Genomic DNA, 19,148 nt, shown 5'->3' with positions numbered 1-19,148 from the left:
ACGCTACACCTGACTCTTGAAGCGCTCGATCAGCCATTGGGCGGCGGGGCCGGGAGGGGTGTCGATGCGGTGCAGGACACGCAGCGGATAGGTCGCCGCCCACCAGTCGGAGAGATCGAGTTCGACCAGCCGGCCGGCCTCGATGTCGCCCGTCACCATCGGCGCCGGCATGCTGCCCCAGCCGACTCCGGCCAGCAGCAGCGCGTGCTTGGCGCCGAGATCGGCGAGCCGCCAGGTCTTGGGGCCGACCACGCCGAAATCCTGGCCCTCGGTCAGCTTCGAGCGATCGCTCAGGACGAGCTGGATGTGCTCGCGCGCGGCCCCTCGCGCCTGCCCGCCGAGACGCGCCAGGGGATGGAAGGGCGCGGCGACGGGCACCAGCCGGACGCCGCCGATGGCGATGCTCTCGGTGCCGTCGGCCGCCACGTTCGGACCGCTGACGCCGATGCTCGCCGTGCCGTCGAGAACGAGCTGCGTGACCGCGCCCAGCGTCTCGACATGAAGGCGCAAGGGTACGGTCGGGAAGGTCGTCTGGAAGGCCTGCAGTGCGTCGACGAGACGGGCGGTCGGGAGCATGACGTCGACCGCGAGCGAGACTTCGGCCTCCAGCCCTTCGAGCAGGCCCTTCACCTTGGCGCGCAGCATGTCGACGCCGTGGGTCACGGCGCGGGCCTCGGCCAGCACGGCCCGGCCGGCCTGGGTCAGCTCGGGCTTGCGGGTGGCGACCCGGTCGAACAGCGGCAGGCCGAGCTGGGCCTCGAGATTGTCGATGGCGTAGGTGATCGCCGAGGTCGCGCGGTTGAGGCGTCGGGCTGCCGCGGCAAAGCTGCCGGCATCGACCACGGCGAGCAGGACCTGAAGCTGGGCGAAGGAGGGCGTGCCGGGCGTCGTCGTCATTTCTAAATTACTGAAAAGATCATTCAATATTATACGGATTTTCAGGCAAACCGGCAGCGCCTACATAGCCGTCGTACCAAGGAGGGCGGCCATGACGGCTTCGACCATCAGCAAAAGCAGGCGCCAGCTCGTTTCCATCCATGAGGCGTTCCGGACCCTCGAAGGCGACGGGTTCGAAGTGCGCCGCGCCATTCCGTCGAATGCCTACGAGGCGATCGGCCCGTTCATCTTCCTCGACCAGTTCGGCCCGATCGATGTCCGGCCAGGCGAGGCCAAGGGTGCCTCGGCGCACCCGCATGCCGGCATCGAGACCCTCACCTTGCTGCTGGAAGGCAGCCAGACCCACAAGGACAGTCTCGGCAATGCCAGCAGCATGCGGCCGGGCGAGGTCCAGTGGATGCGCGCCGGTCGCGGCGTGGTTCACGACGAGAGTCCGGACGAGCAGCTTCGGCGCGAGGGCGGCCATGTGCATGGCGTCCAGCTCTGGATCAACATGCCCAAGGGCGGCAAGCATGCGGAGCCGGCCTATCGACATGTGACGGCATCGGAGATTCCGACCCTTCTCGCTGACGATGGGCGCGTGCTGGTGCGGGTCGTTGCCGGCACGCTCGGTGATCTCACGGGGCCGATCGCGACATCGGGTGCACCGTTCGTCGTGCACGCTTCCCTGAAGCAGGGCGCCCGGGCGGATCTTGCGGTGGGCGGGCCTGCCGAACTCGGCCTCTATGTCATGGTGGGCGCCGCCCGCATCGGCGGCGACGACCGTCGGATCGAAGCGGGCCAGCTCGCAAGACTGACACCGGGTGACCGTCTCGAAATCTCCGCCGAATCAGACAGCGAGATCCTGCTGGTCGGCGGCGATCCGCTCGATGCGCCCATCCTGCGCCACGGGCCGTTCGTGATGAACTCGATCGACGAGCTCGAACGCGCAGTCCGCGACTACCACGCCGGCCGCATGGGCCGGATCGCGGCCTGACCTTTCCCTTTCCTTCAACCCTTCAACCTCGACCGACAACTGGAGACAGACATGACCAAGGTTCTCGTTCTTTACTATTCGAGCTACGGCCACATCGAGACGATGGCGGAAGCCGTCGCCGCTGGTGCCCGTGAGGCCGGCGCCCAGGTCGACATCAAGCGCGTGCCCGAGACCGTGCCGGAAGCGGTGGCCAAGGCCTCGCATTTCAAGCTCGACCAGAAGGCGCCGGTCGCCAAGATCGAGGATCTCGCCGAGTACGACGCGGTGATCATCGGCACCGGCACGCGCTTCGGTCGCATGTCCTCGCAGATGGCGAGCTTCCTCGACCAGGCGGGCGGCCTGTGGGCCAAGGGCGCCCTGAACGGCAAGGTCGGCGGCGCCTTCACCTCGACGGCGACTCAGCATGGCGGTCAGGAGACGACGCTCTTCACCATCATCACCAACCTGCTGCATTTCGGCATGGTGGTGGTTGGCCTCGACTACGGCTTTGCCGGCCAGATGACGCTCGACGAGATCACCGGCGGCAGCCCCTATGGCGCCACCACGATCGCCGGCGGCACCGGCCAGCGACAGCCCTCGGAGAACGAACTGGCCGGCGCCCGCTACCAGGGCCGCCGGATCGCGGAGACGGCGAAGAAGCTCTCCGCCTGATCATTCGACGACGGGATCCCGATTCCCGCCAGCGGCGTCGCGACCTGCGGCGCCGCCTGGTCGGATCAGCGAGATCAGGCCGGCCAGAGCGGCCAGGCCGGCCAGGAGAAGGATGACGTCGCGGCTGGCTGCGACGAGCGCCGTCACCGGAAGGTCGAGCGTGCTGCCGCTGCTTCCGCCCAGCGACAGTGCGAGAAGAGTCGAAGCGCCCGCGACGCCGGTGCTCATGCCGAGCATGCGCATCACGTTCAGGACGCTGCCCGCTTGGCCGGTTTCGCCGGCAGGGGCCGCGGACATGATGGCGCTGCTGTTGGGTGAGATGAAGAGGCCTTGGCCGACGCCGATCACCGCAAGCGACAGGGTGACCAGCCAGAGATTCGCAGCAACGCCATCGAGGCAGACATAGAGGATCGCCAGTCCTGCGATGCAGATCAGCATGCCGCAGCAGGTCGGCGCCCGGGCGCCGAGCCGGTCGTAGAGCATGCCGCCCACGGGCGCGAGCAGACCCAGCATCACCGGCAGGATCGACAGGCGCAGACCCGCGGCCAGGGCCGTGTCCTGATAGATGCGCACCAAAGCAAAGGGGACGAGGAAGAACACGCCGAACAGGGTGGCGTAGGACGCGAAGTTCGCCAAGTTGCCCAGCAGGAAGGCGGGCTTGGTGAGCAGCGCGAGGTCGAGCAGCGGCGCCGAGGTGCGATGCTCGGTGCGCACGAACAGGTAGGCGCAGACGATGCCGACCAGGAGACAGGCGAACAGGATCGGCGAGGTCGGGCCGAGCGCGTGCAGTTCGTTCAGCGCCGCCACGAAGCCCGTCAGCGCCGGCGCGATCAGGATCGCGCCGCGCCAGTCGAAGCGTTCATGCTTGGATGGATTGCCCGTCTGGGGAAGCACGAACCAGCCCAGGATTGCGCCCGCGATTCCGAGCGGCACATTGATCCAGAAAGCCCACTGCCAGCCCAGCGTGTCGAGGATGAAGCCGCCGATCGCCGGGCCGGCGCCAAGGCCCACCGCCTGCGCCGCCGATTGCAGCCCGAGGCCGCGGCCGCGCTCCTCGGGCTTCATGATCATCACGACGATGGCGACGCTGTTGGCGGTGATCAGCGCGCCGCCGATCGCCTGCAGCACGCGGAAGAAGATCAGCCACGGCAGAGTCGTCGCGTAGCCGCACAGGGCCGAGCCCGCGATGAAGAGCAGGAATCCCGCGGTGTAGAGGAGCTTGCGGCCGAACATGTCGGAGAGCCGCCCGAAGACCGGCATGAACGAGGCGAGCGCGAGCAGGTAGGCGACGGCGACCCAGCTCACGCTGCTGAGGCGGGCACCGAACTCGACCTCGAGCCGCGGCAGCAGCACCTGGGTCATGCTGGCATCGACCTGCCCCATGACGGCGCCGATGCAGACCGTCCCGACGACGAACCAGCGATAGGAGGACAGGCGCGCGACCGCCTGCAGGGGCGGCGGTTCCCGGCCCTCGAAAGCGGCAGCCCTCAGAGCACGGAGGGACAACGGACCGGGAGAAGGCGACATCACCAGGTCGGCTTGGCTTCGAATCTCGACGACGCCCGGGTCTCGCGGGCGGCCGGGGCCACGCGGGCGTCGAACGTGTAGCTCGTGCCGACGGCCGACTGGCTGACCTGGTCGCCATAGGCGTTGGCCAGCGCATGCAAGGCGCGCCATCCGGTGCAGTGGCCGGTGATGAAGTAGCCGATGTCGAAGGGGGCGAGGGCTTCCACCGTCTGTGGAATGAGACGCTCCATCACGCCGCCGAGATGCAGGCCGCCCATCACGGCGTGGATGGGGATGTCGGGGAACAGGCGCTTCGCCTCGGTGCAGACATTGACGATGCCCGCGTGCGAGCAGGCGCTGAACACGACGAGGCCGAGATCGCGCACGTTCACGATCAGCATGCGCTCGTCCATCAGGAAGGGGTCGGGCCGCCACTCCTCGGAATTGTCCTTGCGGCAGAGATGGTCCTCGCGGCCCTTCTCGAAGGCGCTGACCCGCGGGATCTCGCCGCTGTAGCAGAAGTGACCGTCGAGCAGCGTGCGGGCCTGGCCGTCGTTGACGACGCGCGCGCCCTGCGCCTCCATCTGCGCGGGTGTGGGGACACGGGCGGCCGGGAAGATGGTGCCGTCCTGCAGCAGCACGCCCCGTTCGTTGAACATGTCGGGATTGACGTGGACTGCCACACTTTCCCGCCCGCGGCGGGCGGCGATGGCGTCGAGCGCTGCGGGAAGCGCCCCCATGTGATCCCAGTGGCCATGGGTGACGGCGATCTCCTCGACCTCGCCGAGATCGATCGCCATGTTGCGGCAGTTGCGGAGGAAGGCGGTACCCTCCGTACCGGTGTCGAACAGCAGCGTGTGCTGCCTCGGACCGATTTTCGTCCTGAGCCGCAGCCCGTAGCCGAGATTGGCCACCAGCAGCGTCTCGCCGGAAATCTCCTTCGCGCCGGCCTTCAGGATGTTGGCCATCTCCGACAGCGCGAACGCGGGCTTGCTGGCATAGGTGTCGCTCACATTGTCGGTGATGACGTCGACGGTGAGCGAATCGACAGCGGCGAGGTCGGACATGAGGGACGCCTCCTGTGTCAGAGTGCCGGGACGAGGGAACGGGCGAGATAACGCACGGTCTTGGCGCCGCCATGGATCTCGGCATGGCCCACTTCGGCGAACCCGAGCGCCGCGTGGAAGGCGTCCGATGCCGGGTTGGGCGGATCGGAGTTCACTTCGCACACGACTAGGTCGTGGCCCGCGGCGGTGGCATTGCGGAAAAGATCATCGTACAGGCGGTTCGCCAGGCCGCGCTTGCGCATGGCCGGGGCGACGACGATGCGGTCGACATAGACGAAGCGCGGATAGCGTTCGCGGAACCAGAGGTAGTTGGGGCTGTCGTAGTCGGCGTCCTGGTCGAAGGCGATGAGGAAGGCGGCGACGGTGCCGGCGCGACGGGCGTAGAAGGCTTGCCCCAGAAGATTCCGCAGCCGCGGGGCGTCGAGCCAGGAGAGCTCGACGGCATGGTCGTTGTTGAGCGCGAGGAGGGCGGCCTCGTCGCCCACGGAAACGCTGGCCAGGTCGGTCAGGCGTTGGTCTCCTTCAGGAACTTGATCAGCAGGCGGCTCACTTCAGCGGCCTGTTCCTGCTGCACCCAGTGGCCGGCACCTTCGACCATGTGGATTTCGTTCATGTTGGTGCAGGCGCTCTTCTGCATCTTCTCCAGTGCGCCGGGCGACTGGTAGTTGCCCCAGTCGCTCTTGCCGGAGATGAAGGTCGACGGCTGGTCGATGGTGCGGCCGGTGAAGATCTCGAGCTCGGGCGTCACGCGGCCGCTGGTGCGGGCGCGATACCAGTTGAGGCCGCCCTGGAAACCGGTGCGCTCATACTCGCCGGCATAGACCGCGAGCTCGTCGTCGGTGAGCCACTTCGCGGCCGCGATCTCCGCGGGCGTCGGCATCTGCTTGGCGACCGTCTCGGCCATGCCTTCGGCCAGGTCCATGACGTAGTAGGTCGGCATCTTCGCCAGTTCCTCGGCGGTCCAGCCTTTCAGCTCGTAGGGCTTGTTCGCCTTCCAGTCGGCGCTCTTGTAGTGATAGTAGGCGCGCAGGAAATTGTGCAGGCCCTGCTTGGCGTGCCACTGCTCCTCGTTGGCCTCGCGCGTCGACTGATACCATTGGTAATGCTTGCGCGGACGCGGCAGCGCCGCCAGCGCGTCGTGGACGTCCGGTGCCTTGGGCGAAGCAGGCTTTCCGGCGGTGTCGAAGGGAACGGATGAGGGACCCGGGAAGGGCGCGCTCATCAGCGCCATGCGCTTGAAGATGTCGGGGCGCGCCAGCGAGGCGTAGGAGGCGACCGAGGAGCCGAAATCGTGTCCGACCGCGGCCTCGGCGGTGCGATGGCCCAGCGCATAGAGCACGCCGATCGCGTCGCGCAACAGGTTGGTGAAGCGGAAGCCGATCTGGTCGGCGTCGAAGTCGGCGCTCCAGCCCGTCGTCCGGCCGTAGCCGCGCAGGTCGGGCGCGATGGCGTGATAGCCTGCCTCGGCCAGCGCCGGCATGACCTTGCGCCAGCTATAGGCGATTTCCGGGAAACCGTGGAACAGCATCACGGCGGGTGCCTTACGGTCGAAGCCCGCTTCGAGCACGTGGATGTCGAGGCCGTTGATGCCGGGAAGGATGCGGGCGCGAACGCCGACGGGGAGGACGGAAGAGGGGAGCGGTTGCATGCGCCCGAGCCTACGCCGACCCCGCTCAAAATGGCATATCGGTCTTCGTCGTAGGGTAAGGAACCGTCCGCTCTGCGATCATGAGGGAGAGAAGGGTGCAGCAACAGATCGCGGTGATCACGCTCGGTATCGCCGAGATTGCGCGGTCGAAGCGCTTCTACGGGGAAGGCTTCGGCTGGAAGCCAGTCTTCGAAACCGAAGACATCGTTTTCTATCAGATGAACGGGATGGTCCTTGCCACCTGGCTCGCGGCCGCGCTCGCAGCCGACTCAGGGCAGGCTGGCAAGAGTCCGGGCGCTGTCAGCCTCGCGCACAACGTTACAGACAAGGAAGCCGTGCAGCCGCTTCTGGACCAGCTCGTGGCTGCCGGCGGTAGCCTGCTGCGGCCGGCCGGTGCGCCGCCTCATGGCGGCTTTCGGGGTTATGTGGCCGACCCCGACGGTCACGCCTGGGAGATTGCCTGGAACCCGTCCTGGCCCATGGATGCGGTGGGCCACGTGACCTTCGGCATCTGACCGGTGCGGTCATAGGCATCGGCGACCCGCTCGACACATTTCTCGAAGGCCGTCGAGTGCGGCTTGATGCCCTGATCCAGACAGGCTTTCTCTGCGATGGCGAGCGCATCACCCGACCTCGCCTGCACGTGAGGGGCCATCGCCAAGACGGCGACGGCAGCCACGGCGATGAAGACTGTATTCAGGCGATTCATGGCGTGCTCCTTCTCTTCAGGAACGCTGGCCGTAGCGCAATAGTTGCCGGACCTGCCCGGTCCTGGAAAATTAAACCAAATAGTTGAGCGTTTGGGCTCGAGACGCTCTATCCCAGCCGTGACGGGCCCAACCCGTGACGGGCGTTCGACGGGCGTTACTGGTGAGCGACGTCGCGGTCGTATTGCGGCTCGTCGGTGAACACGAGAAGGCTGCGCGCGTGGGTCTCGCGTTCCATACAGTTCTTGTAGCCGGACGTGGCCGGAGACAGGCCGGATTCAAGGCAGGAATCGCGAGCGTCCGCGGTTACGCGTGCCATCGTGTAAGCGATCTCCGGCTTGCCCCATTCAATCGCGCGGGTGGCCTGCGAAAGGCAATATTCATAGCCCTCCGTTTTCGGGGTGATCCCCTGCTCCCGGCAGATGCGCTCGGCCTGGCTCTGGGCCGAGGCCGGCGGAACCGGCGGCGCCAAGACCACGATGCCTGCCATCAGGAACACGCTTCCCAGCGCCAGGCCGGCATTCAGCTGGTTGCGAGTCATTGGGCGGCTCCGTTGAAAGGGTTGCGATCAGGTACTGGACAAACGCCCTGAATCGCCAAGGGGTTGCGGATACAAACGATACAATCGTCTGCGCTTGCCCTTTTCCCGCCTCAATCCGGCCTGGTCAGTAGCTCTTCGGCAGTCCCAGCACGCGTTCCGCGACGTAGCAGAGGATGAGCTGCTCGCTGACCGGGGCGATGCGGGCGATCATGACCTCGCGCAGGAAGCGCTCGACGTGGAACTCCTTGGCGTAGCCGTAGCCGCCATGGGTCAGGATCGCGCGCTCGCAGGCCTCGTAGGCGGAGCGGGCGCCGAGATACTTGGCCGAATTGGCCTCGGCGCCGCATTCCTTGCCGTTGTCATACAGCCAGGCCGCCTTGAAGGTCAGCAGGTTGGCCGCTTCGAGCTGCATCCAGCTCTCGGCCAGCGGGTGCTGGATCGCCTGGTTCTTGCCGATCGGCCGGCCGAACACGACCCGCTCCTTGGCATATTGCGTGGCGCGGGCGAGGGCGACCTTGCCGATCCCGATCGCCTCGGCCGCGATCAGGATGCGCTCGGGGTTGAGCCCGTGCAGCAGATAGTGGAAGCCCTTGCCCTCCTCGCCGATGCGATCCTCGAGCGGCACCTTCAGCCCGTCGATGAACACCTGGTTGGTGTCGATCGCCTTGCGGCCCATCTTTTCGATCTCCCGCACCTCGATCTTGCTGCGGTCGAAGTCGGTGTAGAAGAGCGACAGCCCATCGGTCGGCCGCTTGCACTTTTCCTTCGGCGTCGTGCGGGCGATCAGCAGCATCTTGTCGGCGATCTGCGCCGTCGTGGTCCAGGTCTTCTTGCCGTGGACGACATAGCCGTTGCCGTCGCGCTCGGCCCGTGTTTCCAGGGCCGTGGTGTTGAGGCCGGCGTCGGGCTCGGTGACGGCGAAGCAGCCCTTCACCTTGCCCTTGATGATGTCGGGCAGGATGCGCTTCTTCTGTTCCTCTGTGCCGAAAACGACGATCGGGTTGGGCCCGAACACGTTGAGGTGGATCGCCGAGGCACCCTGCAGCGCCGCGCCCGACTCGGCCACCGCCTGCATCATGATCGAGGCTTCGGTGATGCCGAGGCCGGAGCCGCCATATTCCTCCGGCATGGCGATGCCCAGCCATCCGGCATCGGCCATCGTGCGGTAGAAATCCTCCGGGAAGCCGCCGTCCTTGTCCTTCTTCAGCCAGTATTTATCGTCGAACCCGGCGCAGAGTTTGGCGACGCTGTCCTTGATGGCGAGCTGGTCTTCGGAAAAGGCGAAATCCATTGGTCGTGTCCTAACGATTGAGGCCGAGGAAGCTCATCATGAGCCGGTTGAACGGCTCGGGCCGCTCGACGTTGGGCAGATGGCGGGCCTTGGCGATGTCCTCGTAGCGCGCGCCGGGGATTTTCGAGGCGATCAGCTTGTTGCGGTCGGGCGGCGTCGCCGGATCGTCGTCGCCGCAGATCACCAGGGTCGGGACCTTGATGGTCGGCAGCCTGTCGAGATAGTCGAAGTTCTGGATGGCCGCGGCGCAGCCCAGGAAGCCGACATCCGACGTGCCGCAGATCGTCGAGTGGATCTCCTTCCACCGCGTCGGATTGGCTTCCTTGAACTCCGAGGTGAACCACCGCTCCATGTTGCCGTCGGCCAGCGCCTTCACGCCATTCTCCCGGACGGCCGCCTTGCGCTGGTCCCACAGGCCCGCCGAATCGTCGGGCGAAGAGGGGTGCGTGTCGCACAAGGTCAGCGAGTGCAGGCGCTCCGGATAGGCGAGGGCAAAGCCCTGGCCGATCATGCCGCCGATCGACAGGCCGATGTAATGGACCTTCCAGATGCCCAGCACGTCGAGCGCGCCTTTCACGTCGCCCGCCAGCTCGTCCATCGTGTAGTCGCCCTCGACCGGCTGGCTGCCGCCATGGCCGCGCATGTCGAGCCGCAGCACGCGATAACCGGCGGCCAGCAGCGGCACCAGCTGTTCGGTCCACATGCCGCCATCGGCGGCCAGCGAGTGGGTGAAGCAGACGGCTGGCGCGTTCTGCGGCCCGGCGAGGTCGAAGTAGATCTTACGTCCGTCGAGATTGAGCAGCATTTGAACCCCCTGTCATCCTGAGCGCAGCGAAGGATCTTACGCCAACCACGGTCGGCGTCTGGCCGCCATGTGAGGTCCTGCGCTTCGCTCCAGGGCGGGGGTTACCCCGCCCGAGACGACACTTAATCACATCGCCGAGATGCCGCCGTCGATGATCACTTCCGAGCCGGTCATGAAGCTCGATTCATCGGAGGCGAGAAAGACGATCGCCCAGCCCACTTCCTCGGGCCGGCCGAGGCGGCCGATCGGGACCTGCTTGCCGAGCTTCTGCTGCATCAGGTCCTGGCCGAAACGGTCGCGATACTTGTCGAGGATCGGCGTGTCGATGAAGGTCGGATGCACCGAGTTGCAGCGGATGTTGTAGCCCGACTTGGCGCAGTGCAGCGCCACCGACTTGCTCAGGAGGCGGACGCCGGCCTTGGCCGAATTGTAGGCCGCCATGTTGGCGCCGGCGATGATGCCGGAGATCGACGAGATGTTGATCACCGAGCCCCCGAGGCGGGCCGTATGCTTCTTGATCTCGGCGGCGCCGTGCTTGCAGCCCAGGAAAACGCCGTCGAGGTCGATCGCGTGCACCTTGCGCCATTCCTCGAGCGTGATCTCCTCGACCGTCTTGCTGAGGCCGATGCCGGCCGAGTTCAGCAGCACGTGGATGGCGCCGAACTTGTCGACGGTTTCCTGGATCGCGGCCTTCCAGTTGTCCTCGCTGGTGACGTCGAGCTTCACGAAGTGGCCGGCCGAGCCCAGCCGGTCGGCGACCGCCTTGCCGCGATCGACGGCGACGTCGGCCACCACGACGCGGGCACCCTCTTTCGCCATGAGTTCGGCGGCATTGGCGCCGAGGCCCGAGGCGCCGCCGGTGATGAGCGCAACCTTACCGGCCAGACGATCCGTCATTTCTTCTTTCCTCCCGCGGCGGCCCCCGCTCTTGCCTCGCGGTGGGCGATGTAGGTCGTGGACGCCACGATGATCGCCGCGCCCACGAAGGTCCAGATATCCGAGGTCTTGCCCCAGACCGCCACATCCATCAAGGCGGCCCAGACGATGCCCAGGAAGGTGATGGACTGCAGGGCGGAAATGTCGAGCAGGCGATACGCCCAGGTGATGAAGAAGTAACCCATCGTCCCGAAGAAGCCGGCGGCCAGGAACAGCAGGAGCTGGTCGGGGGTCGGCGTCTGCCAGAACCACAGGCCGAGGGGCGTGAAGCAGATCGCGCCGATCACGCTCTGCCACAGCACGACGACGGCGGGCTTGTCGCGGCCCGACACGACCTTGGCCACCAGGTTGGAGCCCGCGATGAGAGGCACGGCGCACAGCATCATGACGATGCCGGGGTTCACGGTGACGAGGCCCGGCCGGACGATGATCAGCATGCCGGCGAAGCCGATGCCGACCGCCAGCCAGCGCCGCCAGTGCACCGTCTCGCGCAGGAAGATCACCGCGCCCAGGGTGACGAAGATCGGGCCGGTGAAGCCCAGCGCCGCCATGGTGGCGAGCGGCAGCCAGACCACGGCCTCGTACCACAGCGCATACCCGGACGTGTGGAAGAGGCCGCGGAAGCAGTGGAGCTTCAGGTCGTAGGTTCTCATGCCGGCGAAGCCGGCGCGCCAGAAGAGATAGGGCGCGATCAGCGCGACACCGGCGACCCAGCGGCCCCAGGCGACGTAGAGCGGCGGCATCTCGCTCGCCAGTTCCTTCACCGAGGCGTTCAGGAAGTTGAAGAAGAGGCCCGACAGCACGGCCAGGAAGAAGCCGCGAGCCGTGCGCGAGGGGATCAGGCGTGACAGCGTGTCGGGCTGGTCGATGGCGGGAGCGGACATGTGCCGGCAGAGGAGGCCGAGACGCAGAGCGGGTCAAGGTACTGCTTTCGCAGGTCAGCCCCTCCAAGAACTAATCCGCCGCCGCGCGCTAATCCAAGGTCACCTTGTACCGGCTGACCGCGACGAGCGAGACGATCAGCAGCATGGCGAGCAGGGAGGCGAGCTCCGTCGCGACTTCGTCGAAGCCCGCGCCCTTCAGCATGACGCCGCGCACCACCCGCATGAAATGCGTGGCCGGTAGGGCCTCGCCGATCCATTGCGCCCAGATCGGCATGCCGCGGAAGGGGAACATGAAGCCCGACAGCAGGATCGAGGGCAGCATCATGAAGAACGAGGCCTGCATGGCCTGCAGCTGGTTCTGGGTCAGCGTCGAGATGGTGAAGCCGATCGCGAGGTTCACCGTGATGAACAGTGCCGTGCCGGTCGCCAGCAGCACGACGCTGCCTTGGACGGCCACGTCGAACAGCAGGCGCGAAACCAGCAGGATGACCGTCACCTGGACCGCGCCGATGACGATATAAGGCACGATCTTGCCGATCATGACCTCGATGGGGCGCACCGGCATCGCCAGCAGGTTCTCCATGGTGCCGCGTTCGCGCTCCCGGGTCACGGCCAGCGCCGTCATCATCACCATGGTCATGGTGAGGATCACCGCCAGCAGGCCGGGCACGATGTTGAGGCGCGACTTGCCCTCGGGATTGTAGCGGCGCTGCACCACGACCTCGACGGAATCAGGCTTGTCGCGCAGGCCCGCCAGCGGTCCTACGAAGTCACGGGCCAGCGCCTGGGCGATCGAGGGGCCGGCCGCGGCCAGCGGATTGGCGGCGGCCATCGGGTCGGTTGCGTCGGCATCGATCAGGATCTGCGCCCGCTCGCCGCGCACCAGTCGGCGCGTGAAGTCGGACGGGATGGTGACGACGAACTGGACCTCGCCCTGCTGCAGCAGCGCGTCCGCTTCGTCCTGGCTCGACAGATGATGCGTGAAGCGCATGTAGCCGGTGTTGTTCAGCGCCGACAGCACGGTGCGCGTGATCTGACTCTGGTCGGCCGCGATCACCGCGGTGGGCAGGCGATGCGGGTCGGTGTCGATCGCGTAGCCGAACAGCAGGAGCTGGACGATCGGCATGCCGAACATCATGGCGAAGGTCAGCCGGTCGCGGCGAAGCTGCAGCACCTCCTTCACGATCATGGCGCCCAGCCGCTGCAGGAACCCGCGCCGCGCCGCGAACCAGCGCATCACGGGCCGCCGGGTGCATTGTCGCGTGCCCGTCCCATCAGGTGGATGAAGATGTCTTCGAGGGTCGGCTCCGCCGGTTGCCAGGTGATTCCCGCATCGCCGTGCCAGGGTGCGATGGCCTGTTCGAGCGCCGCGCGGTCGGGGCCGCAGACATGGAGCGTAGCGCCGAAGGCCGCCGCGGCGCTGACGCCGGGCGCATCGCGCAGCTTCGCGGCCAGCCGGTCGGCGCCGGGGCCGCTCGCGACGAAGGCCGAGAGGCCGGACTGGCGGATGATCTCCCCGGCGGTGCCGCGCGCCATCAGCTCGCCATAGGCGATGTAGGCGATCTCGTGACAGCGCTCGGCCTCGTCCATGTAGTGGGTCGAGACCAGCACGGTGATGCCGTCGGCCGCATAGGCGTGGATCTCGTCCCAGAAGGCGCGGCGCGCCTTGGGATCGACGCCGGCCGTGGGTTCGTCGAGCAGCAGCAGCTTGGGCTCGTGGAGCACGCAGGCGGCGAGGGCGAGCCGCTGCTTCCAGCCGCCCGACAGCGAGCCTGCGAGCTGGCCTTGGCGTGTCGTGAGGCCGAGCCGTTCCAGCGACCGGTCGATTCGCTCCTTCAAACGGTCGAGGCCGTAGACGCGAGCGACGAATTCGAGGTTCTCGCGGATGGTGAGATCCTCGTAGAGGCCGAAGCGTTGGGTCATGTAACCGGTCTGGCGCTTGATCGCCTCGCGATCACGCACGAGGTCGTAACCGAGACAGGTACCGCCGCCGCCGTCGGGAGTCAGCAGTCCACAGATCATGCGCAAGGTCGTGGTCTTGCCGGAGCCGTTGGGTCCCAGGAAGCCGCAGATGCGGCCCCGTTCCACGGCAAGGCTGAACTTGTCGACCACCGTGCGCGTGCCGTAGCGCTTCACCAGGTCATGGACGTCGATCGCCAAAGTCATGGGAAGGCCGTCATGGAGTCGAACCAAACGGCTCGACCGACACCGGCAGGCCCGGCGGAAGCGGCGTGCCCGCATTCAGCGGCCGCGCCTCGACCAGGAAGACGAGCTTGGTCCGGGCGCTCTGCGAGTAGATCACCGGCGGCGTGTATTCGGCGCGCGGCGAGACGTAAATGATGGTGGCCTTGAGGCCGGCGGGGCAGGAATCGCACGTGAAGGCGACCTCGCGGCCGGTGCGGGCACGCGCCACGTCCTCCTCCGGCACGAAGAACCGCAGCTTCACGCGGAAGTCGGGCAGCAGCGATACGACCGGCGAGCCCGCCGGCACCCACTCGCCGACGTTGAAGAAGGTGTTCTCGACCAGCGCATCCTCGGGCGCGACCGGCATCAGGTCTTCCAGCCGCTTCTTCGCTTGCGCAAGATTGGCTTGGCTCTGCTCGATCAGCGCGGCGGCGGCAGCAATCTCGGCCTGGCGCGCGGCGAGGTCGCCAACCCGTTCCTGCGCTTCCAGCGAGGCCGCCCGCGACTTGAGCTGGCGCACCTGCGAATCGGCCTGCTCGAAGGCTTGATGGGTCGAGATGTTGCGTGCCACCAGCTCGGTCTGGCGCTTCAGTTCCGCCTCGGCCTGCACGAGCGCGGCTTCGATCTCGCGGCGCTGGGCGCGGATCACATCCTGCTCCTCCTGCCGCTTGCCGGTCAGCATGTTCTCGTGCCGCGCCCGGGCCTCGGCCAGCATCGCCTCGGCGCGCGCGACCTCGGCCTTGGCGGCGACGGGATCGATGACGAAGAGCCGGTCGCCCTTCTTCACGCGCCCGCCGCGATCGACCGGCCGCTCGATCAAACGGCCGGCGATCGGCGGCGCGATCAGGCTGGTCTCGCCCTCGACATAGCCGAGATAGCGGCCGTCGTCGGTGCCGATCCCGACGAGGGCCAGCAGACGATCGCCCCAGACGACGTAGGAGACGAGAAGCGCGGCGGCGAGGGCCGCGACGGCGACCAAGGATGCGCGCTTCATGGTGCGTCTCCCGCGTCGGGTCGAAGCGCGTGCAGCATCAGATCGGCGTGATGGCGCGCCAGTGCGCGAACGTCGAGCTTCTCCGCCCCGATCGGCTCGAACACGGTGCGCCATACGATGGCGAGCAGCATCGGCCCCATCATCGACCGCACGGTCATGAAGGAGTCGACTTTGCGGAATTCGCCCCGGTCGATGCCGCGACGGATCAGGCCTTCCATGAGAGGCAGGCCGCGGCCGATCACTTCCTTCAGGTAGAACCGGCCGATCTCGGGAAAGGCGCGCGATTCGGAGATGACCAGCTTGGCGACCGCAGCCATCGGCGTTGTCTCGATGCGGTTGGCCAGGAATTCGAGGATGCGCGGCAGCAGCGGCGCCACCGGCCCGCGATGGCCCTCGAGCATCGTTTCCATCTGACCAAGATTGCTGGCGACCGCATGCTGCACCACGCCCTCGAACAGGGCCATCTTGTCCGCGAAGTAGAGGTAGATCGCGGCCTTGGAGAGCCCGGCGCGCTTGGCCACGTCGTCGAGCCGCGTGCCGGCAAACCCCGTCTCCACGAACTGGGCGAGAGCCGCGTCGATGATCTCCTGCGGCCGGGCGGCGGGCGCCCGGCGCTGCTTTGGCGGTTTCATAGAACTAACTTACCGTTCAGTTAGTTTTTTGGCAAGGCGGGGTCGGCCCGCAAGAGAAGGCCAAGCAGACCGCTGAAAAAGTCGGAGTCAGGAGAGGGTAAACGAAACAAACGAAATAACCGAAACAAACGAAGCGGATGTCGCAGCCCCGTGCTGAACATGCGTATCCGACGAGCATCACCGGAACAGGGCGGGGCTGAAGGCGCCCGATGCCAGGATCTCCAGCTTGGCCCGATTGGCCATGTCGATCGCGATCGCGACGGCAACGGCGTGGAGCTGCAGCCCGAGTAACATTGTCGTCTCGGCAGGCCCAGCCGCCGGGCACTGGCTTGTTGCGCTCCCCGATCGGCAACGTGACAATGCCGTCGAGAGGAAAACCATGCCCGATGCCATCGCCGAGACCCTGACGCACGCGGCCCCCGGTCATCCGTTCGATCCCCTGACCCCCGACGAGATACGCCGAGCGTCGGCGGCCGTGCGAGCGGCACACGATCTCGGGCCGGGGATGATGTTCGAAACGGTGAGCCTGCACGAACCCGACAAGAGCGTCGTGAAGGACTTCCGGGCGGGAGCGTCGTTTCCGCGCGAGGCGTTCGTTTGCGCGTTCGACCGCACCAACGGCCAGGTCTGGGAAGCCCGGGTGGACCTCCTCGCCGACAAGGTCGTCGACTGGCGGCACGTGCCCGGCGTCCGGCCGCGCATCCTGTTCGACGACATAACGCTGGTCGGCGAGGTGGCGCGGGCCGATCCCCGCTTTCGCGAGGCCCTGGCGCGGCGCGGCATCACCGACATCGAGAACGTCCAGGTGGACCCCTGGTCGGCCGGCAACTACGGGCTGCCGGACGAAGAAGGCCGGCGGCTCTCGCATACGTTCTGCTGGTACCGGAGCGAGAAGAACGACAACGGCTATGCCCATCCCATCGAGGGGCTGTGTGCCGTCGTCGATCTCGACCGGGCCGAGGTGCTGCGCGTCGACGACTACGGCGTGGCCGACGTGCCGAGGCTCGATCGCAACTATGCCGCCCGCTATCGAAGCGTCTTTCGCGATGACGTGAAGCCGCTGGAGATCGTCCAGCCGGCCGGCCCGAGCTTCGTCGTCGAGGGCAACGAGGTGCGCTGGCAGAAATGGCGTTTCCGCGTCGGCTTCAATGCCCGCGAAGGGCTGGTGCTGCATGCGATCGGCTACGAGGACGATGGACGGCTGCGGTCGGTGCTGCACCGGGCTGCCTTGTCCGAGATGGTCGTACCCTACGGGCACCCCGGCGGCGGGCATTTTCGCAAGAATGCCTTCGATGTCGGCGAGTACGGCATCGGCGTGCTGGCCAATTCCCTGACGCTGGGCTGCGACTGTCTCGGCGCCATCCGCTACTTCGATGCCTGGCTGGCCGACAGCAAGGGCGATCCCTACTGCATCGAGAGCGCGGTCTGCCTGCACGAGGAGGATTTCGGCATCCTGTGGAAGCACACCGACCTGTTCACGGGCGAGGTCGATGTGAGGCGCGCCCGTCGGCTGGTCGTGTCGTCGATCTCGACCATCGGCAACTATGAGTACGGCTCGTTCTGGTACTTTCAGCAGGACGGCTCGATCCATTTCGAGATGAAGGCGACCGGTATCATGAACACCGCCGGCCTGCGGCCCGGCGAAGCGCCGGACTATGGGACGATCGTGTCGCCGGGCGTCTATGCCCACTACCATCAGCACGTCTTCAACATGCGGCTCGACGTGGCGGTCGACGGCGAGCGCAACCGCGTCGTCGAGGTCGACACCGTGGCGTTGCCCATGGGCGCAGACAATCCGTACGGCAATGCCTTCACCACGCGCGCGACGGTCCTGGCAACCGAGCAGGGCGCGCAGCGCAACGTCGACTTCAACGCCGCCCGGTTCTGGAAGATCGAGAGTGCCGAGGCGCGCAACGGGCTGGGCCAGCCCACCGCCTACAAGCTGCTGCCGCTGAGCCCGATCCCCACCTTCTCGCACCCCCAGTCGATGGTCACCCGGCGTGCGGCCTTCATGACCCGGCAGCTCTGGGTCACGGCCTACCATCCCGAGGAGCTTTACGCGGCCGGCCGCTACCCCAACCAGAGCAGCGGCGGCGACGGATTGCCGGCCTGGACGGAATCGGACCGCCCGCTGGTCGATACCGATGTCGTGGTCTGGCACAGCTTCGGCTTGCACCATATTCCGCGCCCCGAGGATTTCCCGGTCCAGCCGGTGATCACCGCCGGTTTCGCCCTTCATCCCACCGGATTCTTCACGGAAAATCCGGCTCTCGATGTCCCGCCCTCCGCAAGCCGCATGAGCTGCTGCGTCGATTGACGCGGCCTGGATCGAGGAGATTGCCATGGATACCGTGATCGAGACCGCATCGCGCCGCCGGAGCCTGTCGGACAAGCCAGCCGCGCCCATACTGTTCGCGCATTTCGTGCTGCGCTCGTCGAACATGCAGCCGATGATCGACTGGTATTCGGCGGTCCTGAACATGCACGTGGTCCAGCGCACCGAGTACATCTGCTTCCTGACCTATGACGACGAGCATCATCGCCTGGGCATCGTCAATCTGGCGGGGTTGAAGGCGCCCGATGCGAAGACCTCGGGCCTGGCGCATGTCGCCTATACGTTCGCCGACATCGGCGCGCTGCTCTCGACCTATCGACGCGTGAAGGCGCTGGGGATCGAGCCGGCGCGCTGCATCCATCACGGGCCGACCGTGTCGATCTACTATCGCGACCCCGACGGCAACGGCGTCGAACTGCAGGTCGACCGCTATGAGACGAAGGAGGCGACGGCGGCCTACTTCCAGACCGAGGCGTTCCGGAAGAACCCGATCGGCGTCGCCTTCGATCCCGAGGCGCTGGTGGAAGCCTACGAGGCCGGCGCTCCGGAGAGCCAACTGCTCGACATGCCCGACGGTCCGCCCGCGCCGCCTCAAACGGCGCCTTCTCCTCGCTAGGACCGTGCGCGTCAGACCGCGCTAGAACAACCAGATCAGCGTCGAGCCGCCGATGAGGCCGATGGCGATGGCCGTGCTGACCATGACCTTGATGGACGGGCGATAGGTCTCGTCGTCGATCGTCCTGCCGACATGGAGGTAGTGCCAGGTCGAGCCGACCAGCATGACGATGCCCAGCACCACCAGTCCGATCCCGAGCTTCTCGACATGGCGGTTGGCGAGATCGCGCACCTGCGGCACGACCTGGTGCATCTCCATCAGGAAGAGCGCGAAGCGGTTGATGGCGACGCCCAGCGTCATCACCGCGATCGACGTCCGGATCCAGGCGAGGAAGGTGCGCTCGTTGGCGAGATGATCGGTGACGTGCCGGCTCTTCTTCGGACTGTCCACGGTGACTCCTGCGTCGCTCTTCTCATGTTCCTATTCCCCGCTAGGGGGAGAGGAGTATGAGGCCCCAAAGAAAAAGGCGCGATCCCTT

General features: G+C 66.6%; 20 protein-coding genes. 5 read left to right on the top strand and 15 right to left on the bottom strand.

Features of this window, described 5'->3' with window-relative positions; all coding sequences use genetic code 11:
• Nucleotides 1-3: 3 nt before the first annotated feature.
• On the bottom strand, nucleotides 4-897 hold the full coding sequence (locus ACO07K_RS18950) for a LysR family transcriptional regulator (RefSeq protein ID WP_422030543.1): 894 nt from the start codon (nucleotides 895-897) through the stop codon (nucleotides 4-6).
• Nucleotides 898-988: 91 nt separating this feature from the next.
• Here ACO07K_RS18950 and ACO07K_RS18945 point away from each other — a divergent pair, with 91 nt between their 5' ends.
• Nucleotides 989-1,873, top strand: coding sequence for a pirin family protein (locus tag ACO07K_RS18945; protein WP_422030541.1), 885 nt, complete (start codon nucleotides 989-991; stop codon nucleotides 1,871-1,873).
• A 51-nt stretch (nucleotides 1,874-1,924) separates the two neighbouring features.
• Entirely contained in the window at nucleotides 1,925-2,524 is a 600-nt protein-coding gene (gene wrbA / locus ACO07K_RS18940) for an NAD(P)H:quinone oxidoreductase (RefSeq protein ID WP_422030539.1), read from the top strand.
• Here the strand turns inward: wrbA and ACO07K_RS18935 are convergent, their stop codons facing one another.
• The 4 genes from ACO07K_RS18935 to ACO07K_RS18920 are packed head-to-tail and all read right to left on the bottom strand — an operon-like array spanning nucleotide 2,525 to nucleotide 6,745.
• Nucleotides 2,525-4,030, bottom strand: coding sequence for an MFS transporter (locus tag ACO07K_RS18935; protein WP_422030537.1), 1,506 nt, complete (start codon nucleotides 4,028-4,030; stop codon nucleotides 2,525-2,527).
• 20 nt (nucleotides 4,031-4,050) lie between these two features.
• Nucleotides 4,051-5,097 carry an MBL fold metallo-hydrolase gene (locus ACO07K_RS18930; RefSeq protein WP_422030535.1) on the bottom strand — a complete coding sequence of 349 codons (1,047 nt, stop codon included), beginning with the start codon at nucleotides 5,095-5,097 and terminating at the stop codon, nucleotides 4,051-4,053.
• A 17-nt stretch (nucleotides 5,098-5,114) separates the two neighbouring features.
• On the bottom strand, nucleotides 5,115-5,582 hold the full coding sequence (locus tag ACO07K_RS18925; protein ID WP_422030533.1) for a GNAT family N-acetyltransferase: 468 nt from the start codon (nucleotides 5,580-5,582) through the stop codon (nucleotides 5,115-5,117).
• Between the two features lie 20 nt (nucleotides 5,583-5,602).
• Nucleotides 5,603-6,745 carry an alpha/beta fold hydrolase gene (locus ACO07K_RS18920; RefSeq protein WP_422030531.1) on the bottom strand — a complete coding sequence of 381 codons (1,143 nt, stop codon included), beginning with the start codon at nucleotides 6,743-6,745 and terminating at the stop codon, nucleotides 5,603-5,605.
• A gap of 95 nt (nucleotides 6,746-6,840) precedes the next feature.
• Here ACO07K_RS18920 and ACO07K_RS18915 point away from each other — a divergent pair, with 95 nt between their 5' ends.
• Nucleotides 6,841-7,260 carry a VOC family protein gene (locus ACO07K_RS18915; RefSeq protein ID WP_422030529.1) on the top strand — a complete coding sequence of 140 codons (420 nt, stop codon included), beginning with the start codon at nucleotides 6,841-6,843 and terminating at the stop codon, nucleotides 7,258-7,260.
• 349 nt (nucleotides 7,261-7,609) lie between these two features.
• Here the strand turns inward: ACO07K_RS18915 and ACO07K_RS18910 are convergent, their stop codons facing one another.
• From ACO07K_RS18910 to ACO07K_RS18870, 9 genes are all read right to left on the bottom strand, one after another.
• Nucleotides 7,610-7,993: a hypothetical protein gene (locus ACO07K_RS18910; protein ID WP_422030527.1), complete on the bottom strand. Its 384-nt coding sequence runs from the start codon at nucleotides 7,991-7,993 to the stop codon at nucleotides 7,610-7,612.
• Between the two features lie 124 nt (nucleotides 7,994-8,117).
• Nucleotides 8,118-9,284, bottom strand: coding sequence for an acyl-CoA dehydrogenase family protein (locus tag ACO07K_RS18905; RefSeq protein WP_422030525.1), 1,167 nt, complete (start codon nucleotides 9,282-9,284; stop codon nucleotides 8,118-8,120).
• 10 nt (nucleotides 9,285-9,294) lie between these two features.
• Nucleotides 9,295-10,089, bottom strand: a complete 795-nt coding sequence (gene pcaD, locus ACO07K_RS18900; RefSeq protein ID WP_422030523.1) for a 3-oxoadipate enol-lactonase — start codon at nucleotides 10,087-10,089, stop codon at nucleotides 9,295-9,297.
• Nucleotides 10,090-10,215: 126 nt separating this feature from the next.
• Complete coding sequence (locus ACO07K_RS18895; RefSeq protein WP_422030521.1) at nucleotides 10,216-10,986, bottom strand: SDR family oxidoreductase; 771 nt, start codon at nucleotides 10,984-10,986, stop codon at nucleotides 10,216-10,218.
• On the bottom strand, nucleotides 10,983-11,909 hold the full coding sequence (locus tag ACO07K_RS18890) for a DMT family transporter (protein WP_422030520.1): 927 nt from the start codon (nucleotides 11,907-11,909) through the stop codon (nucleotides 10,983-10,985). The genes ACO07K_RS18895 and ACO07K_RS18890 overlap by 4 nt, the downstream gene beginning before the upstream one ends.
• An 88-nt stretch (nucleotides 11,910-11,997) precedes the next feature.
• Entirely contained in the window at nucleotides 11,998-13,146 is a 1,149-nt protein-coding gene (locus ACO07K_RS18885) for an ABC transporter permease (RefSeq protein WP_422030518.1), read from the bottom strand.
• Nucleotides 13,146-14,075 (bottom strand): ABC transporter ATP-binding protein, encoded by a 930-nt coding sequence (locus ACO07K_RS18880; RefSeq protein ID WP_422030516.1) that lies wholly within the window; start codon nucleotides 14,073-14,075, stop codon nucleotides 13,146-13,148. Before ACO07K_RS18880 ends, ACO07K_RS18885 begins: the two co-directional genes overlap by 1 nt.
• Before the next feature lie 10 nt (nucleotides 14,076-14,085).
• Nucleotides 14,086-15,087: an HlyD family secretion protein gene (locus ACO07K_RS18875; protein ID WP_422030514.1), complete on the bottom strand. Its 1,002-nt coding sequence runs from the start codon at nucleotides 15,085-15,087 to the stop codon at nucleotides 14,086-14,088.
• Entirely contained in the window at nucleotides 15,084-15,719 is a 636-nt protein-coding gene (locus ACO07K_RS18870; protein WP_422030512.1) for a TetR family transcriptional regulator, read from the bottom strand. The genes ACO07K_RS18875 and ACO07K_RS18870 overlap by 4 nt, the downstream gene beginning before the upstream one ends.
• A gap of 379 nt (nucleotides 15,720-16,098) precedes the next feature.
• Between ACO07K_RS18870 and ACO07K_RS18865 the strand changes: the two genes are divergently transcribed.
• Together ACO07K_RS18865 and ACO07K_RS18860 are read left to right on the top strand one after the other, a co-directional pair.
• The gene (locus ACO07K_RS18865; RefSeq protein ID WP_422030510.1) at nucleotides 16,099-18,036 is read left to right on the top strand and encodes a primary-amine oxidase; all 1,938 of its coding nucleotides are present in this window, start codon (nucleotides 16,099-16,101) and stop codon (nucleotides 18,034-18,036) included.
• A 25-nt stretch (nucleotides 18,037-18,061) separates the two neighbouring features.
• Nucleotides 18,062-18,670 carry a VOC family protein gene (locus tag ACO07K_RS18860; RefSeq protein ID WP_422030508.1) on the top strand — a complete coding sequence of 203 codons (609 nt, stop codon included), beginning with the start codon at nucleotides 18,062-18,064 and terminating at the stop codon, nucleotides 18,668-18,670.
• A gap of 21 nt (nucleotides 18,671-18,691) precedes the next feature.
• On the opposite strand, the gene ACO07K_RS18855 is transcribed toward ACO07K_RS18860, so the two are convergent.
• Nucleotides 18,692-19,060, bottom strand: a complete 369-nt coding sequence (locus ACO07K_RS18855) for a YidH family protein (protein WP_422030506.1) — start codon at nucleotides 19,058-19,060, stop codon at nucleotides 18,692-18,694.
• Between the last annotated feature and the right edge of the window lie 88 nt (nucleotides 19,061-19,148).

Origin of the sequence: Reyranella sp., from assembly GCF_965228225.1 — a bacterium.
Taxonomy (GTDB): Bacteria; Pseudomonadota; Alphaproteobacteria; order Reyranellales; family Reyranellaceae; genus Reyranella.
The sequence above is the reverse complement of the archived record's forward strand: the minus strand, read 5'-3'. Positions and strand labels throughout refer to the sequence as shown.

Coding starts and splice junctions, on each gene's coding strand:
- ACO07K_RS18950 (WP_422030543.1), bottom strand. CDS start 897: ATGACGACGACGCCCGGCACGCCCTCCTTCGCCCAGCTTCAGGTCCTG.
- ACO07K_RS18945 (WP_422030541.1), top strand. CDS start 989: ATGACGGCTTCGACCATCAGCAAAAGCAGGCGCCAGCTCGTTTCCATC.
- wrbA (WP_422030539.1), top strand. CDS start 1,925: ATGACCAAGGTTCTCGTTCTTTACTATTCGAGCTACGGCCACATCGAG.
- ACO07K_RS18930 (WP_422030535.1), bottom strand. CDS start 5,097: ATGTCCGACCTCGCCGCTGTCGATTCGCTCACCGTCGACGTCATCACC.
- ACO07K_RS18920 (WP_422030531.1), bottom strand. CDS start 6,745: ATGCAACCGCTCCCCTCTTCCGTCCTCCCCGTCGGCGTTCGCGCCCGC.
- ACO07K_RS18910 (WP_422030527.1), bottom strand. CDS start 7,993: ATGACTCGCAACCAGCTGAATGCCGGCCTGGCGCTGGGAAGCGTGTTC.
- ACO07K_RS18905 (WP_422030525.1), bottom strand. CDS start 9,284: ATGGATTTCGCCTTTTCCGAAGACCAGCTCGCCATCAAGGACAGCGTC.
- pcaD (WP_422030523.1), bottom strand. CDS start 10,089: ATGCTGCTCAATCTCGACGGACGTAAGATCTACTTCGACCTCGCCGGG.
- ACO07K_RS18895 (WP_422030521.1), bottom strand. CDS start 10,986: ATGACGGATCGTCTGGCCGGTAAGGTTGCGCTCATCACCGGCGGCGCC.
- ACO07K_RS18890 (WP_422030520.1), bottom strand. CDS start 11,909: ATGTCCGCTCCCGCCATCGACCAGCCCGACACGCTGTCACGCCTGATC.
- ACO07K_RS18885 (WP_422030518.1), bottom strand. CDS start 13,146: ATGCGCTGGTTCGCGGCGCGGCGCGGGTTCCTGCAGCGGCTGGGCGCC.
- ACO07K_RS18880 (WP_422030516.1), bottom strand. CDS start 14,075: ATGACTTTGGCGATCGACGTCCATGACCTGGTGAAGCGCTACGGCACG.
- ACO07K_RS18875 (WP_422030514.1), bottom strand. CDS start 15,087: ATGAAGCGCGCATCCTTGGTCGCCGTCGCGGCCCTCGCCGCCGCGCTT.
- ACO07K_RS18870 (WP_422030512.1), bottom strand. CDS start 15,719: ATGAAACCGCCAAAGCAGCGCCGGGCGCCCGCCGCCCGGCCGCAGGAG.
- ACO07K_RS18865 (WP_422030510.1), top strand. CDS start 16,099: ATGCCCGATGCCATCGCCGAGACCCTGACGCACGCGGCCCCCGGTCAT.
- ACO07K_RS18860 (WP_422030508.1), top strand. CDS start 18,062: ATGGATACCGTGATCGAGACCGCATCGCGCCGCCGGAGCCTGTCGGAC.